The following is a 15170-nucleotide window of genomic DNA, read 5'->3' as shown; positions in this document are numbered from 1 at the left end:
ATGAGCGCGCAGTTACCAGCGAACCTCTCCGAGGAGACGGTTCGGACGATTTCGGAGGAACGCGACGAGCCCGAGTGGCTCCTCGAAACCCGCCTCGACGCGCTGTCGGCGCTCGACGACGCGCCGCTGCCGGACGTCATCCAGACGCCCGGCCGGCGCTGGACGAACCTCGAAGCGCTCGACTTCGAACAGCTCGTCGACCCGCTGAACCAGGCCGACACCACAGAGCGCGTCACCGCGGAGGGCGTCGAAGTCCTCCCCTTCACCGAGGCGCTCTCGGAGTACGGCGACCTCATAGAGGAGAAGTTCGGCTCCATCGTCGAACCGGAGTCGAACTACCTCACGGCCCTGTCTGCGGCGCTGTTCACGACGGGCACGTTCATCTACGTCCCCGAGGACGTCGACGCCGAGGACGTGAAGATCCGCGCGGAGATGAACTCCCGGTCGCTGTTCAGCCACACGCTCGTGGTCACCGAGGAGTCCTCCTCCGTGACGATTCTCGAGAGCATCGAGAGCGGCGACGACGGCGTAGACGGCGACCGCTACTTCAGCAACCTCGTGGAGGTCGACGCGGGCGAGAACTCGTACGTCCAGTACGGGTCGCTCCAGAACCTCGACGACGAGACGTACAACTACACGCTGAAGCGCGGGACGACCGACACGTACTCGACGCTGAACTGGATCGAGGGTAACCTCGGCTCCCGTCTCACGCGGAGCGACATCGAGACGAACCTCGACGGCGACTCCTCGGAGACGAAGATCGTCGGCGCGTTCTTCGGCCACGAGGACCAGCACTTCGACGTGAACGCGCGCGTCTGGCACAACGCCGAGCACACGACGGCGGACCTCGTGACCCGCGGCGTCCTCGACGACGAGGCGCGGTCGGTGTACGAGGGCGTCCAGGACGTGGGCCGCGACGCGTGGGACACGAACTCCTACCAGCGCGAGAACACGCTGATGCTCTCCGACGAGAGCGAGGCCGACGCGTCCCCGAAGCTCATCATCCACAACCACGACACCGAAGCGAGTCACTCCGCGACGGTCGGTCAGGTGGACAAAGAGGACCTCTTCTACATGGTCTCTCGGGCGCTCCCCGACCGGCAGGCTCGCAACATGCTCGTGGAGGGCTTCTTCGTCCCCGTCCTCGAGGAGATCGACGTCGACGAGTTCCGCGACGACCTGCGCGAACTCATCGCGGCGCGCCTGCGGTAGGTAAGCCGCACCTTTTCCCGCTCTCTTTCCTTCTCTCGGATACGGATCGACCGTGTCGCACCGCGCGAATCCGACGACAGAGCCCGACGGCGAGCGAGGGAACCGCTTAAGTCCGTCACACGCGGAGCAAAAGGTATGACCGACAGGGTATCGCACGCAAACGGAGGGTGTGGGGCGTGAGCGTCGGCCACCGGGTGACCTCGGACCACCAGCTCGCCCGCCTCCTCCAGATCGGCGTGGTACTCGAGGAAGTCGTCGAGGCCCGCGCGTACCACCACTACCAGTCGCTCGCCGACGAGGACAGAGCGCTCGACGAGGAGTTAGAGGACCTCCTCGAACACGCCGCGGAGGAGTCCGCGGAACACCGCGAGCGTCTGGCGTCCATCGTGGACGAACTCGACGCCGAGAGCGTCCCCTTCGAGGACATCGAGACGCTCGTCGAAGCGCAGTACGGGAAGACGAAGCCCGACGACTTCGACGGCGTCCTCTACGACCAGTTGTGCAACGAAGAGACCGCCTACAAGTTCTACGACGACCTCATCGGTGCGATTCGAGCGAGCGACGCGCAGTTCACCGTCGACCGAGACCGCCTCATCTCCGTGCTCACGGAGATACGCGACGAGGAGGCCGACGGCGTCGAGGCGGTGACCAAGATAATGGAGCAGCGCGAATGAGCGCGATCAGACACCCACACCGAGACGGAGGTAAACGATGAACACCGCAGACCAGTACGTCAAGGCAATCTACCTACTGCAAGAGATGGAGGACGGCCCGGCGGCGACCGGCGCACTCGCGGACATGCTCGACGTCAGCCCCGCCAGCGCGAACGAGATGATCGGAAAACTGGAGGACCGCGGACTCGCCGAACACGAGAAGTACAAGGGCGTCACCCTCACCGACGAGGGAATCGTCCGCGCCCGGGACGCCCTCCAGACCTACTGTATCATCGAACGGTTCCTCGCGAACGTCCTCGACGTGGAGTCGTTCCGCGCGGAGGCCCGCGAACTGGAACCCGTCATCGACGGGACGGTGGCCGAGCGACTGGACACCATCATCGACCGGCACGGCGAGTGCCCCGACTGTTTCGACGCCGAGACGGACGCCTGCGAGTATCTGGAGCTTCCGGAGGCCGAGGAGAAGCCCGCGGACTAATTCACCGCGAGCAAACAGGTAGCCGAAGCTGCAAGTGTCACCCACGATTAAGGGAATCCAGTTCCTGCGTCCGAGTATGGATGGGACAGCAACTATCGGTCGTCTCCTCCGTCTCGCCGGACTGGGGCCCAGAGACGGGGTGGGGACGACGACCACCGAGTATCCGTACGTCTGTCTTGGATGCGGCGTCTCGTACGACGTAGAGTACCACGTCTGCCCGAACTGCGGGGGATTCTCCGTCGAACACGAACTCGATTCTGACCCGGACCTCGCGATCGACTGACCCCGCGGTCGGCCGAACCCGATGGGTTTTCAAAGGCGGACCGACGAGTAGATACTGCGCAGTCCCGTGGTGGTGAGCGGTTCCGTGGAATCGCGAGTCTCAGGGGACGAGCGAAGCGCAGTCCCGTGGTGGTGAGTGAATCCGAAGGATTCACGAGGTACACGGGACGAGGAGTAACACGACGAAGTCCCGTGGTGTAGTGGCCAATCATAATGGCCTTTGGAGCCATTGACGGCGGTTCGAATCCGCCCGGGACTATTTTCTGCGAGCGTCAGCGAGCAGTGATAGTGGCCTACGCGGATTTATGACCTAGAGGACGAGCGAATGCGAGTTTGGCGGTTCGGATCCGCCCGGGAGTGCTCTGTCTGAACGAAGTGAAGCTAAATAGCGGACGGTGGATTCAGGATGCTATCGCACACCCCCTGTCCCGTGTGGGAGTGGCCTGAACTAACTGATTGAGAGGGATATACAAACCGCCCTCAGACTACGTCCGAGAGATACCGCTCGTTACGATTGCCGTTCTAGTCGCCGAGTCGAACTGTCTTCCCGGTACTGTTGTCCTTGAATTCTGTCCCCCCGCAGTGCTGACACTCGTCTTTCCTGGGCACCAACGTTCCGTCTTCTTCGATCGCCTCTGTGAACTCGCCGCAGGACCGACACATCAGGAGGTCCATTCTCCATCCTCGTTCGACTCTGTGACGCAGGCCGGACGTTCCTCCCACAGCGATGTTGCAAGCTCGGGATCGGCACCGAGGATCGCCGAAAGGTGGGGCTCTACCCGATCGAACTCGGCCGTCGGTTCGACTAGTTGCCGATCGGAGTCGTAGTCGACGAGTCCGGCCTCCTCTAACTTCGGGATATGGGCGTGACGCAGGCCGATCTTGATCCGCGTCACTATCTCGCCGGAGATCTCTGTCAGCGGCGTCTGGTGGTCGTGTTTGACGACCATCTTGGTGAGGTCGTCCATCGTTAACGACCGCTGCTGTTCTGCGAGGACTGCGAGGACGATACGACGATGCTTATCTTCACAGAGGTCGAGTATCGTATCGAACTCGGAGAGACTCCTACTCATTAGAGTACCTAGCTGACTTGTGTAGTTCACCCCTACTTTTGGGTATACAAATCATTTATAAGGTGAGTTACTCCGGAGGTCGGGTATGGGGCAGCGTACTTCCGAGGATCGAACTGATTCCGCGACGGAGTCGGGACGCGACCGCTTGCTGGGAGATGCCGAGTTCGGCGCCGAGGTCTTCCATCGTTACGTCGCGCGGCGTATTGAAGTATCCTCGCTCGTACGCGAGCACCAGTGCCTCCTGTTGCGTGTCAGTGAGTGCGGCTTCGGTTTCTGACTCGAGGGGCGTGAGCGCGTGTAGTTTCGTGAGCGTGATCGGTATCTCTAACTCCCGGCAGCGGTGTTGGAACTCCGCGATGTCTTGTCGGTCGTCTCCTCGGATGTCGAACGTCCACTGCCGGTCCGTGCCGACGGCCTCGATGAGCGCGATCTTCGTCTCCGTCAGTGTAGTGAGCACGTCGTCGTAGTCGATCGCCCACTCGACACGCAACAGATACTCGTCCGCGACGGCATCGACGAATTGGATTTTCCTCACTCCCGGATGCTCGGAAAACGCACCCTCGATGTCGTCGGTTTCCACCCCCCGAACCCAGAAGTACGGGATCACCACGTCTCGCGCGGGAATGATCCGCTCCAGTTCGACCGTCACTCCCGGCAACTGTTCGAACACGGTTCCCAGAGGAAACTGGTTAGACGGGACCGTAAACGTCGCCTCGGTAGCCATACGTCCGAATCGTTACTCGCTATCAGTAAAGGACTGATGACAGTGCAAACGAGGCGATGTCGCAGACTGGCTCCTCGACGGTCGGACTTCCGTACGGACCGAGTCCCCACCTAGTGAGCAGATGCTGCCCCGAGAGAGATGGGCGGGTTACCGGCGACGAGAGACCCGCGCGTCCGGGTGACGAATCGCGGCTCACTCGTCTTCCGATACTTTGTCGAACTCGACGAAGTGATGGTCACCGTATCTGTCCTGGTGGCTTTCGACGATATCGAGTGCGCCGGAGAGTGAATCGACAGTCGCGTTGAAATCGCAAGAGACGCAGCGGAGGACGTACATCACCGGTTCGTAAGGCGAGCCGTCTCGTAGCGTGGATACCTACTCACTTTGGTTCGAACGCGTACATGTTACTCCGACGTCCCAACCCACGCTTCCCGTACTGTCGGATAACCGAGCGCCGGAGGGCCCCACCGACCGGGCGCGACGACCGGTCCTTCGTCTGTAGGGCGGCGAGAACTCTTCTCTCGGCGGACAGTCACCACCCGCCCAATTATTTTAGGCGCGTACCTTTCAGGGGTGCGGAACGGTTGTAGAGATAGAATGGCAGTCAAACAAGACGGCGCTTCGTCCGACCAACCGCTTCGTAACTATCTCGCCGTCCTGGACGACACAGACCGACGAACCGTAGTCAGCATCCTCGCGGAGGAGGACGCCCCCGTGAGCCTCTCGCTGTTGGCGGAGAGCGTCGCCGCGGAGACTCGGAACGTATCGCTCGACGGCCCCTCTCGGTCGGAACGAGAGCGACTGAAGATCAAACTGCACCACTCCCACCTGCCGAAGTTAGACGAGGCGGGCGTTCTCGAGTACTCCCCCGAGGACCGTCTCGCCGTTCCGACTGAGGAGACGAGTTCGGCACGACGCGCCGTCGAAACGCTCACCGACATCTAACGCCTCTCTTTCGCGGTCTTCAGGGGTCCACAGTCTCCAGATTCGGGGAGAGAGCGGCGGATCGGGCGTCGGTTGAGCGCTCTGCGAGCGTCTCGTCGAACGCCGCGGCGGTGATGCCCGAATCCGACGCGAGGACGACGCTTTCGGTCACGTCGTCGGCCCACGTCGTCCGAAACCCGTCTACGTCTATCAGTGGCAGATGACAACACACTTCAGTTTTGATGGTATATGGAGGATATCGTGGCGGATACCCAAGCACCTAGCCACGATTGCTTTATCAACGAAAATCGTTTTCCGTGTACTGATGAAGGAGACGGAGGCGTTTCGGATCCTCGGCAGCGCTGACCGTCAGATTCTGCTCCACGAACTCGTACGCACGGACGGAGGGGTGGCCGAAGAAGAGCTCGCTCGCCGGGTCGCCGCCCGCAGACACCGTATCTCGCCGGAATCGCTCAGCGAGGAGGACATCGAACGCGCCCACGTCCGATTAGTTCACTTTCACTTCCCCCTGTTACGCGAGTTGAGCATCATCGAACAGAACGAGGACGAGGTGTCCCTCACCAAGAGCGAACGGAGAGATCAGTTGCTCAAAGCGGCGTCGGAGTTAGAAGGGTGGCCCTATACGGTCTCCCGCAACCCCCACCTGCGCGATCCCGACTAGGGAACGCGGGTTCCTGCGCGACGAAGACGGCGCTGCTTACCGGTCGCGTACACTCCTTCTCGCTTTCACCTCGAACAAGGCGCCGGCTTCCCGTCGCACTCGCGGTCGGAGTCCGACGTACTCTCGTACACCTCGTGCCGGTAGTACCAGGTTTCGACCGCCCGCCGTAACGGCCGGGTTCGGACGAGCGAACGGAGAACGACGCCGAGAGAGGACTCCGTTTCGTTCTCGCAGTGCCGACTGAACCGCCCCGACGGTTCCGCGGGGAGGGCGACTCCTATCCCTCTCGCGGCGCGCCCGCCGCACGCGGAAAGCAGTCGCGCGAATCCCTCGCGCCGTCTCCCCCGGCGCGTCCTCCTCCTCGCGTCTCTCGTCCGAAAGATTAGATACGGACGACGAACGACGGACATCTACATCAGTTTTAGGGCTCCCTAAAATCCGGCAGATTTACAATGGTTTAGGCGAGCCTAAAACATGGCATGCGCCAGATTCGACAGCAGGAGCGACGGCTCCGGGCGGTAGGAACGCCGAACCGCGGAGGTGGCTCCCCGTGAGCTACCTCGAACGCGGGAACGAGACGATTCTCGCCCAGCAGGCAGAACGGGAGTCCAACGCGCGAACGTATCCGCGCCACCTCCCGTTGGCTATCCGCGAGGCGCGCGGCGTGACCGTGACCGATATGGACGGCGACGAGTACTACGACTGTCTGGCGGGCGCGGGCACCCTCGCCCTCGGGCACAACCACCCGAGGGTCGTCGAGGCGATGGAGCGAACCCTGAACGCGGACCGACCGCTCCACACCCTCGACATCACCACGCCCGCGAAGGAGCGATTCGTCGATTCGCTGTTCGACAGTCTCCCGTCGGCGTTCGCCGACTCGGCGAAGATTCAGTTCTGTAGCCCGGCGGGGACCGACGCCGTCGAAGCGGCCCTGAAACTCGTGAAGACGGCGACGGGTAACCGGAGCGTGCTGGGGTTCCAGGGCGCTTACCACGGGATGACGAACGGCGCGCTCAGCCTGATGGGCGACACCGACGCCAAGGAGCCCATCTCCGGACTGATGAGCGACGTTCACCACCTCCCGTACCCCTCCGACTACCGCTGTCCCTTCGGCGTCGGCGGCGAGGAGGGCCATCGAATCGCGAGCCGATACGTCGAGAACCTCCTCGACGACCCCGAGAGCGGCATCACCGAGCCCGCGGGGATGATTCTCGAACCGGTCCAAGGTGAGGCGGGCGCGGTACCGGCACCCGACGAGTGGCTCCGCGAGATGCGACGCATCACCCGCGAACGCGACGTCCCCCTGATCGTAGACGAGATTCAGGCGGGGCTGGGCCGCACGGGTGAGATGTACGCCTTCGAACACGCGGACATCGCGCCCGACGTGGTCACTCTCTCGAAGGCGGTCGGGGGCGGCCTCCCGCTGGCGGTGGTCGTCTACGACGAGTCGCTCGACGTTTGGGAGCCGGGGGCTCACGCCGGTACCTTCCGGGGGAACCAACTCGCGATGGCCGCCGGCGAGGCGACCATCGACTACGTCCTCGAACATGACCTCGACGACCGCGCCGCCGAGGTCGGTGCCCGCCTGCGCGAGAGCCTCGAGTCCACCGCCGACCGCTTCGACGCCGTCGGCGACGTTCGCGGCCGGGGCCTCATGCTCGGCGTCGAGTTCGTGGACGAGGACGCCGACTGGCGGGGTCCGGGCCCGCACGCGCCCGACGGCGACTTCGCCGAAGCGGTCCAAGCGGAGTGCTTCGAGCGCGGCCTCATCGTCGAACTCGGCGGCCGCGGAAGCGCCACGGCGCGTTTCCTCCCGCCGTTGATCCTCTCGGAAGGGCAGGCCGACGACGTCGCGGCCATCTTCGAGGAAGCCGTCGAGGCCGTCGCCAACGGGCGGCGTTCGACGCGGGAGGTGACCGCATGAGCGCCGACGAACTGTTCCTCGGGAGCGACCGAGGCGGTGCCGCGTACCGCGAGGCGATGGGTCGGGCGGTCGAGGCCGTCCTCGACTCCTTCGCCGACGGCGACGACCCCTACTCGGGAACGTCGCCGGACGCGCTCGCCGCGCAGTTCGACGACCCCGTCGTTCCGGAGGACGGGCGCGGCCTCGACGCGGCGATAGACGAGGTGACGGAGCGCGTTCTGGCCCACTCCGTCGACGCGTCGAACCCTCGCTGTGCGGCCCACCTCCAGTGCCCGCCGATGATTCCCGGACTGGTCGCGGAGACGCTTCTCGCCGCGACGAATCAGTCGCTCGACTCCTTCGACCAAGCGCCCGCCGCGACGGTCCTCGAAGAACGGGTCGTCGGCGCGCTCTGCGACCTGTTCGGGCTCCCGGCGGGGGCCGACGGCGTCTTCACGAGCGGCGGCACCCAGTCGAACTTTCAGGCACTGCTGCTCGCCCGGGACCGCCACTGCGACCGGCGCTTCGGTCGGAACGTGCAGGCCGACGGCCTCCCGGCGGCGGCCGAATCGCTCCGCGTCCTCTGCTCGGAGGAGGCGCACTTCACCGGGAAGCAGGCCGCCCACCACCTCGGACTCGGGGAGCGCGCGGTGGTCACCGTTCCGACCGACGACGACCGTCGGATGGACCCCGACGCGCTCGATTCGACGCTCGCGGAGCTCGACGAACGCGACGCCGAACCGTTCGCCCTCGTCGGCACCGCGGGGACCACCGACTTCGGGAGCGTCGACCCCCTCGCGGCCCTCGCCGACCGGGCGGCCGAACGCGACCTGTGGTTCCACGTGGACGCGGCCTACGGCGGTGCCCTCGCGTTGAGCGACGACTACGACCACCTCCTCGACGGAATCGGGCGGGCGGACTCCGTCGCCGTCGACTTCCACAAGCTGTTCTACCAGCCCATCAGCTGCGGGGCGTTCCTGCTCCGCGACGGCGACGACTTCGAGTGGATGGCCCGCAACGCCGCGTACCTCAACCCCGAGGAACACGACGAGGCGGGCGTCCCGAACCTCGTCGCGAAGTCGGTCCAGACGACGCGCCGCTTCGACGCGCTGAAGCCCTACGTCGCGTTCCGCGCCCTCGGGCGGACGGGACTGGCGACCCTCGTCGAACGGACCCTCGAACTGGCCGACGAGGCCGCGGAGCTCGTGGACGCGGCCGACGACTTCGAGCTGCTGGGCGACCCGACGCTGAACGCCGTCGTCTTCCGCTATCGCCCGCGGGACGGCATGGACGACGGGGCCGTGAGTCGGCTGAACGCCGCCGTTCGGCGGGAGCTCCTCCGGGACGGCCGCGCGGTCGTGGCCCGGACCGACGTCGGCGGAGTGACCAGCCTGAAGTTCACGCTCCTGAACCCGACCGCGACGCTCGACGACGTCGCAGCGATGCTGGAGGCCGTTCGGGACTGCGGGTCCGCCGTCGCCGCCGACCGGGAGGTGGCGGCGTGAGCCTCGGAGCCGAACGGCGCGGGGAGTCCGACGTCGACCCGTCGGACCGGGCCGACGCCGCCACCGTCCACGCCTTCCTCAACTGCTACCTGCGCGAGACGGGCGACTACGAAGTCGCCGACGCGGCCGTCGGCGGCGTCGAACCCGGTCCCGACGGCATCCTCCGCACGACGCTCCCCGAGCAGGGTGTCGAACTACTCGCGCCGCTCGTACACCGCTCGCCGACCGAGCGTCACCTGTTCGAGACGCCCGTCCGGTACCGCCTCGCGGAGGAGAAGAAGGCGCATCCGGCCGACGCGGCGACGCTCGCGTCGCTCGTGGTGAAGGACCTCACCGTCGCGAGCGACGGCGACGCCGTCCCGGACGAGCTGTTAGAGCGCGTCCTCCGCAGCAAGCGAAGCGTCGAGTCGTTCGTCGCGGCGCGCGGGGGTGACGAGGAGCGACTCTACGCCGAACAGCTCTCGTTCCGCGACGCCGAGCAGGCGCTCGTCTTCGGCCACCACCGCCACCCGACGCCGAAGAGTCGGCGGGGCATCGCGGCGCGAAATCGGGCGACGTACGCGCCGGAACTGCGCGGGTCGTTCCCGCTGCACTACTTCAGGGCGGCCCCGGACCTCGTCTCGGCCGACTCGGCGCTCGACCGGAGCGCCGCGGCGTGGGTGAAAGACGCCCTCCGCGACGACCCCGACGTCCCCGCGTCGTTCGTCGCCGAACACGTCGAAAGCGAGGACGCGCTCCTGCCCGTCCACCCGTGGCAGGCGAAGCACCTCCTCGAACGAGAGCGCGTCCGGCGCCATCTCGGCGACGGGCTCGAACACCTCGGAGCGGTCGGTCGGGAGTTCTACCCGACCACGTCGGTCCGGACGCTCTACAGCGAGGACGCCCCGTTCATGGTGAAGTCGTCGCTGAACGTGCAGATAACGAACTCCGTCCGGACGAACAAGCGCCCCGAACTCGAACGGGGGGTCGCCGTCGCCGAACTGCTGGACACCGACTTCGGCGACGAACTCGAAGCGGCGTTCCCGGACTTCGATATCGTGCGCGACCCCGCGTACCTCGCGCTCGACGTCGGCGACGGGCGCGAGTCGGGGCTGGAGACGGTCCTGCGGGCCAACCCGTTCCGAGGCGACGCCGCGGAGAACGCGACGCCGCTCGTCTCGCTCTGTCAGGACGCCGTCGCCGGGCGCTCACGTCTCGGTCGGCTGGTCGCGTCCATCGCCGACCGGGAGGGCCGGCCCGCCGACGAGGTGAGCGCGGAGTGGTTCCGCCGCTACCTTCGGATATCGGTCCGCCCCGTGGTGTGGCTCTACCTCGCACAGGGGGTCGGCGTCGAGGCCCACCAGCAGAACTCCGTGCTCACGCTCGACGAGGAGGGGTACCCCGCGGAGTTCCGCTACCGCGACAATCAGGGCTTCTACTTCCCCGCGTCGGTCTATCCCGAGGTCGAAGCGTACCTGCCCAGCGTCGGCGAACGCGCGGACACCGTCTGTTCGGACGCCGTCGCCGACGAGCGACTCCGCTACTACGTGATTCTCAACAACGCCCTCGGCGTGGTCAACGCGTTCGGCTCCGCCGGCCTCGTCGGGGAGCGACGCCTGTTGGGGCTCCTCCGCGACGAACTCGAACGGGCGCGCGAACGGTACGACCGCCCCTCCTCGGAGTTCCTCGACCCGCTCTTGGAGTCGCCGACCGTCCCCTGCAAGGCGAACCTGCTCACCCGCTTCCGGGGATTGGACGAACTGGAGAACGACCTGGAGAACCAGTCCGTCTACGCAGACGTGAAGAACCCGCTCGTCACCGAACTCGACAGATGACAGGCCCAGACGCGACCATCGCGGCGGCGTACGACTACCAGACGTACGACCGAAGCATCGAGAAGACGATTTCGCTCCGTCCGGCGTCGTTGGAGCGCGACCTCGGCCGCCTCCACGCGTGGCTCGGGAGCGACCACGTGAAACCGTACTGGCAGCTCGACCTACCGCTGCCCGCGTTCCGCGACCGCCTCGCGGAGAAACTCGCGGACGACCACCTCACGCCGTACGTCGGCTGTCTCGACCACGTCCCGATGAGCTACTGGGAGTGCTACTGGGCGGCCGACGACGACGTGGCGAACCACTACGACGCCGACCCGGCCGACCGGGGGGTCCACCTGCTCATCGGCCCCGAGGAGTACCTGGGCCGCGGGTACGCGCTCCCGCTGATGCGGGCGGTCGTCGCCATGCAGTTCCGCCACCCCGAGACGGACCGCGTGATCGCGGAACCGGACGTCCGCAACGAACGCGTCGTCCACGTCTTCGAGGAGTGCGGGTTCGAACCGCGGACGGAGTTCCGCTTCGACGAAGCCGAGAAGGACGCGCTGTTGCTGGTCTGCGAGCGCGATCGGTTCGAGTCCGAGGTGCTCGCCGACCCGACGACTGCGCGGACGCGGGGGGTGAGCGCCGAATGACCGACGAGGCGTACGACGTCGTCGGCGTCGGCCTCGGACCGTTCAACCTCGGCCTCGCGGCCATGATAGACGGCGTCGAGGAGGACGTCGAGGCCGCCTTCCTCGAACGCGACGCCGAGTTCAACTGGCACGAGGGGATGCTGCTGGAGGGGACGACGCTCGAAGTGCCGTTCCTCGCGGATCTGGTCACGCTCGCGGACCCGACGAACCCCCACAGCTACCTCAACTACCTCCGGGAGACGGGCCGCATCTACGAGTTCTACTTCTACGAGACGTTCCAGATCCCCCGGCGGGAGTACAACGACTACCTCCGGTGGGTCGTAGCGAACCTCGACAGCTGTCGGTTCAATCGCGAGGTCACCGAGGTTCGGTGGGACGCCGACCGCGACCACTACGTCGTCACCGCCCGCCACCCCGATACCGGCGAACGGTTCGAGTACCGCGGCGAGAGCCTCGCTCTCGGAATCGGCTCCCGACCGTCCGTCCCCGAACACCTCCGTGGCCACCCGGAGGAGGACGTGTTCCACACGTCGAAGTACCGCCACAACCGCGAGCGAGCGCTCGCGGCCGACTCGGTCACCGTCGTCGGGTCGGGACAGAGCGCCGCCGAGGTGTTTCAAGACCTCCTGGAGCGCCAGTCGGACCACAGCTACCGCCTCGACTGGCTGACCCGGTCGGAGGGGTTCTTCCCGATGGAGTACTCGAAGCTCGGCCTCCAGCACTTCACGCCCGAGTACGACCGGTACGTCTACGACCTCCCGCAGGCAGTCAAAGACGACCTCATCCCGAATCAGGACCTGCTGTACAAGGGCGTCGACCCGGAGACGAGCGCCGAGATATACGACCTGCTCTACCGGCGCTCCATCGGCGACAGGGAGCCCGACGTCGGTCTCTTCGCCATGACCGAGGTGCGGGATATCGCGCCCGCGGGCGGGGCGTACGCGCTCGACTGCCGCCAGTGGCAGGCCGAGGAGTCGTTCGTCCACGAGAGCGAAGTCGTCGTCCTCGGGACGGGCTACGAGCGGTTCGTCCCGGAGTTCCTCGAACCGCTCGACGACGCCATCAACTGGGACGAGCGGGGTCGGTACGAGGTGACCGAGGACCACCGCTTGGACATCGACGTCCCGGGGGACGTGTTCCTCCAGAACGCCGAACTCCACACGCACGGCGTCGGCGTCCCCGACCTCGGCCTCGGCTGTTACCGCAACGCGGCGTTCGTCAATCGGCTCGTCGGACGCGACGCCTACCCCGAGGACACCGATACGGTTTATCAGGACTTCTCCGTCGAACAGTTCGTCGAACGCGCGCCCGGCGCCTCCCGCGAGCGCGGGAGCGAACCGACCCACACACCGACGCAGGACGATTAACATGAACCCGAACGACACGACGCTGCAGGACGCACTGGACGCGGACGTCTGGGAGACGGTCGAGCGCCGCCTCCTGACGAAGATGCTCGAAGAGTTCGCCTACGAGGAGATAGTCGCGCCGCGGAAGGTGACGCCCGGCGACGAACGGGCCACCTACCGCTTCGACCTCGGAGAGGCGGCGTACCGCTTCGAGGCCGCGGAACGGATGATGGACAGCCTTCACGTGTACGGGGAGACCGTCGAACGCCGCGACGACGACGGCTGGGCGGAACTCGGCGACCCGCTCACCCTCCTGCGCGACGTCGGCGAGGCGACGGACTTGGACGGACTCACCGAGGGCAACCTCGTCCGCGAGTACAAGCGAACGCTGCTGGCCGACGCCCACATCGAGGCCCGCCGGCGGGAGCGAGCGGAGTTCGACCCGCTGGAACTCGACTACGCCCACCTCGAAGGCGAGATGGACGGCCACCCGTGGATAACCTACAACAAGGGCCGCCTCGGGTGGGGGTACGACGACTACAAGCGGTACGCGCCGGAGCGGAAAGAGCCCGTGACGCTCTCGTGGGTCGCCGTGCGAAGGGAGAAGGCGACGTTCGTCGCCACCGAGGACGTCGAGCACGATCCGCTCGTCCGGAGCGAACTCGGCGACCGCTACGGGAAGTTCCGCGACCGACTCGGCGCGCGCGGCCTCGACCCGGATGACTACTACCTCATGCCGGTCCACGACTGGCAGTGGGAGAACAGCATCGTCCCCCTGTTCGCCGACGACATCGCCGCCGACGACGTCGTGCCCCTCGGCGACGGCCCCGACGAGTACCTCCCCCAGCAGTCGGTCCGCACCTTCGTCAACGTCGACGACGACGAGAAACACCACGTGAAGGTGCCGATGCGCATCCTCAACACGCTCGTCTGGCGCGGCCTGCCGGGCGAACGGACGGAGCTCGCGCCGACGGTCACCGAGTACATCAAGGGGATCTACGGGCGCGACGACTTCCTCCAAGAACAGGGACTCGTCCTCCCGGGCGAGATAGCCGGCATCAACTACGACCACTCGGACTTCACCGACATCGACGGCTCCCCCTACCAGTACCACGAACTGATGGGCGTCGTCTGGCGGGAGTCCATCTACTCCTTCCTCGAAGACGACGAGCGGGCGATAACGCTCTCCTCGCTGATGCACGTCGACGGCGACGGCGAACCGTACCTCTCGCGCCTCGTCGAACGGTCCGGGCTCACGCTCGATGAGTGGCTGGCGGAGTTCTTCGACACCGTGCTCCCGCCGCTCCTGCACTTCCTCTACCGGTACGGGACGGTGTTCTCCCCGCACGGCCAGAACACCATCCTCGTCGTCGAGGACGGGGTTCCGACGCGCCTCGCGGTCAAGGACTTCGTGGACGACGTGAACGTGAGCGACCGGCCGCTCCCCGAACTGGAGGCGCTCCCCGACGAGATGCACGAGGTGCTGCGGAAGGAACCGCCGGAGGGGCTCTGTCAGTTCGTATTCTGCGGGCTGTTCGTCTGCGTCCTCAGGTACGTCGCGGACGTGCTCGAAGAGCACGAAGACTACTCCGAAGAGGAGTTCTGGACCCACGCGCGGACGGCCGTCCTCGACTATCAGGCGCGGTTCCCCGAACTCGAAGACCGGTTCGAGCTGTTCGACCTGCTCCAGCCGGAGTTCACGAAGCTCAGCCTCAATCGCAACCGCATCTTCGACTACGGCTACGACGACGCCCCCGGCCGTCCGCACGCGTCCGAACACGGGACGGTCGCGAACGCGCTCTCCGAAGTCGCGGACGAACGCCCCGACGACGCGAATCCGCGGAACCCCGCCGACGACTGACGGGGCGACGAGGCTCCGAGTCGGCGGTTTCGAGCGGGTGGGAGTGCGACCCACGATGCT

General features: G+C 66.0%; 16 protein-coding genes and 1 tRNA gene. 13 read left to right on the top strand and 4 right to left on the bottom strand.

From position 1 onward, the window contains the following. The 5 genes from sufD to ACFQEV_RS14935 all read left to right on the top strand — a co-directional run bounded on the left by sufD (position 1) and on the right by ACFQEV_RS14935 (position 2905). Entirely contained in the window at positions 1–1212 is a 1212-nt protein-coding gene (sufD, locus tag ACFQEV_RS14955; protein ID WP_379697635.1) for a Fe-S cluster assembly protein SufD, read from the top strand. A 176-nt stretch (positions 1213–1388) separates the two neighbouring features. Continuing rightward, entirely contained in the window at positions 1389–1886 is a 498-nt protein-coding gene (locus ACFQEV_RS14950; protein ID WP_379697633.1) for a ferritin-like domain-containing protein, read from the top strand. A 37-nt stretch (positions 1887–1923) separates the two neighbouring features. Beyond that, complete coding sequence (locus tag ACFQEV_RS14945) at positions 1924–2364, top strand: metal-dependent transcriptional regulator (protein ID WP_379697631.1); 441 nt, start codon at positions 1924–1926, stop codon at positions 2362–2364. 76 nt (positions 2365–2440) lie between these two features. Continuing rightward, positions 2441–2647 carry a hypothetical protein gene (locus ACFQEV_RS14940; RefSeq protein ID WP_379697628.1) on the top strand — a complete coding sequence of 69 codons (207 nt, stop codon included), beginning with the start codon at positions 2441–2443 and terminating at the stop codon, positions 2645–2647. A 185-nt stretch (positions 2648–2832) separates the two neighbouring features. Next, positions 2833–2905 (top strand) — tRNA-Gln (locus ACFQEV_RS14935). A 263-nt stretch (positions 2906–3168) separates the two neighbouring features. Here the strand turns inward: ACFQEV_RS14935 and ACFQEV_RS14930 are convergent. From ACFQEV_RS14930 to ACFQEV_RS14920, 3 genes are all read right to left on the bottom strand, one after another. After that, positions 3169–3321 (bottom strand): hypothetical protein, encoded by a 153-nt coding sequence (locus ACFQEV_RS14930; RefSeq protein WP_379697625.1) that lies wholly within the window; start codon positions 3319–3321, stop codon positions 3169–3171. Beyond that, positions 3309–3719 (bottom strand): DUF7344 domain-containing protein, encoded by a 411-nt coding sequence (locus ACFQEV_RS14925; protein WP_379697623.1) that lies wholly within the window; start codon positions 3717–3719, stop codon positions 3309–3311. Before ACFQEV_RS14925 ends, ACFQEV_RS14930 begins: the two co-directional genes overlap by 13 nt. 67 nt (positions 3720–3786) lie before the next feature. Further along, positions 3787–4443, bottom strand: coding sequence for a helix-turn-helix domain-containing protein (locus ACFQEV_RS14920; RefSeq protein ID WP_379697621.1), 657 nt, complete (start codon positions 4441–4443; stop codon positions 3787–3789). Between the two features lie 597 nt (positions 4444–5040). Between ACFQEV_RS14920 and ACFQEV_RS14915 the strand changes: the two genes are divergently transcribed. Beyond that, complete coding sequence (locus ACFQEV_RS14915) at positions 5041–5388, top strand: DUF7344 domain-containing protein (RefSeq protein WP_379697619.1); 348 nt, start codon at positions 5041–5043, stop codon at positions 5386–5388. 19 nt (positions 5389–5407) lie between these two features. On the opposite strand, the gene ACFQEV_RS14910 is transcribed toward ACFQEV_RS14915, so the two are convergent. Next, positions 5408–5539, bottom strand: coding sequence for a hypothetical protein (locus ACFQEV_RS14910; RefSeq protein ID WP_379697617.1), 132 nt, complete (start codon positions 5537–5539; stop codon positions 5408–5410). Between the two features lie 153 nt (positions 5540–5692). Between ACFQEV_RS14910 and ACFQEV_RS14905 the strand changes: the two genes are divergently transcribed. The 7 genes from ACFQEV_RS14905 to ACFQEV_RS14875 all read left to right on the top strand — a co-directional run bounded on the left by ACFQEV_RS14905 (position 5693) and on the right by ACFQEV_RS14875 (position 15110). Beyond that, positions 5693–6049, top strand: coding sequence for a DUF7344 domain-containing protein (locus tag ACFQEV_RS14905; RefSeq protein ID WP_379697614.1), 357 nt, complete (start codon positions 5693–5695; stop codon positions 6047–6049). A 550-nt stretch (positions 6050–6599) separates the two neighbouring features. After that, positions 6600–7973 (top strand): diaminobutyrate--2-oxoglutarate transaminase, encoded by a 1374-nt coding sequence (locus ACFQEV_RS14900; RefSeq protein ID WP_379697612.1) that lies wholly within the window; start codon positions 6600–6602, stop codon positions 7971–7973. Next, entirely contained in the window at positions 7970–9457 is a 1488-nt protein-coding gene (locus ACFQEV_RS14895) for a pyridoxal phosphate-dependent decarboxylase family protein (RefSeq protein WP_379697609.1), read from the top strand. The genes ACFQEV_RS14900 and ACFQEV_RS14895 overlap by 4 nt, the downstream gene beginning before the upstream one ends. Then, positions 9454–11271 (top strand): IucA/IucC family protein, encoded by a 1818-nt coding sequence (locus ACFQEV_RS14890; protein ID WP_379697606.1) that lies wholly within the window; start codon positions 9454–9456, stop codon positions 11269–11271. The genes ACFQEV_RS14895 and ACFQEV_RS14890 overlap by 4 nt, the downstream gene beginning before the upstream one ends. After that, a complete protein-coding gene (locus tag ACFQEV_RS14885) occupies positions 11268–11903 on the top strand; it encodes a GNAT family N-acetyltransferase (RefSeq protein WP_379697604.1) in 636 nt (211 codons plus the stop codon). The genes ACFQEV_RS14890 and ACFQEV_RS14885 overlap by 4 nt, the downstream gene beginning before the upstream one ends. Then, entirely contained in the window at positions 11900–13270 is a 1371-nt protein-coding gene (locus ACFQEV_RS14880) for a lysine N(6)-hydroxylase/L-ornithine N(5)-oxygenase family protein (RefSeq protein ID WP_379697602.1), read from the top strand. The genes ACFQEV_RS14885 and ACFQEV_RS14880 overlap by 4 nt, the downstream gene beginning before the upstream one ends. A 1-nt stretch (position 13271) precedes the next feature. After that, a complete protein-coding gene (locus ACFQEV_RS14875) occupies positions 13272–15110 on the top strand; it encodes an IucA/IucC family protein (RefSeq protein WP_379697599.1) in 1839 nt (612 codons plus the stop codon). The last annotated feature ends 60 nt before the right edge of the window (positions 15111–15170 follow it).

Source organism: Halopelagius fulvigenes, from assembly GCF_042662625.1.
Taxonomy (GTDB): domain Archaea; phylum Halobacteriota; class Halobacteria; order Halobacteriales; family Haloferacaceae; genus Halopelagius; species Halopelagius fulvigenes.
This window is presented reverse-complemented; position numbering and strand designations above follow the sequence as displayed.

Bases quoted from the DNA above. Each gene is read 5' to 3' on its own strand.
- sufD (WP_379697635.1), top strand. From the start codon at position 1: ATGAGCGCGCAGTTACCAGCGAACCTCTCCGAGGAGACGGTTCGGACG.
- ACFQEV_RS14945 (WP_379697631.1), top strand. From the start codon at position 1,924: ATGAACACCGCAGACCAGTACGTCAAGGCAATCTACCTACTGCAAGAG.
- ACFQEV_RS14940 (WP_379697628.1), top strand. From the start codon at position 2,441: ATGGATGGGACAGCAACTATCGGTCGTCTCCTCCGTCTCGCCGGACTG.
- ACFQEV_RS14930 (WP_379697625.1), bottom strand. From the start codon at position 3,321: ATGGACCTCCTGATGTGTCGGTCCTGCGGCGAGTTCACAGAGGCGATC.
- ACFQEV_RS14925 (WP_379697623.1), bottom strand. From the start codon at position 3,719: ATGAGTAGGAGTCTCTCCGAGTTCGATACGATACTCGACCTCTGTGAA.
- ACFQEV_RS14920 (WP_379697621.1), bottom strand. From the start codon at position 4,443: ATGGCTACCGAGGCGACGTTTACGGTCCCGTCTAACCAGTTTCCTCTG.
- ACFQEV_RS14915 (WP_379697619.1), top strand. From the start codon at position 5,041: ATGGCAGTCAAACAAGACGGCGCTTCGTCCGACCAACCGCTTCGTAAC.
- ACFQEV_RS14905 (WP_379697614.1), top strand. From the start codon at position 5,693: ATGAAGGAGACGGAGGCGTTTCGGATCCTCGGCAGCGCTGACCGTCAG.
- ACFQEV_RS14895 (WP_379697609.1), top strand. From the start codon at position 7,970: ATGAGCGCCGACGAACTGTTCCTCGGGAGCGACCGAGGCGGTGCCGCG.
- ACFQEV_RS14885 (WP_379697604.1), top strand. From the start codon at position 11,268: ATGACAGGCCCAGACGCGACCATCGCGGCGGCGTACGACTACCAGACG.
- ACFQEV_RS14880 (WP_379697602.1), top strand. From the start codon at position 11,900: ATGACCGACGAGGCGTACGACGTCGTCGGCGTCGGCCTCGGACCGTTC.
- ACFQEV_RS14875 (WP_379697599.1), top strand. From the start codon at position 13,272: ATGAACCCGAACGACACGACGCTGCAGGACGCACTGGACGCGGACGTC.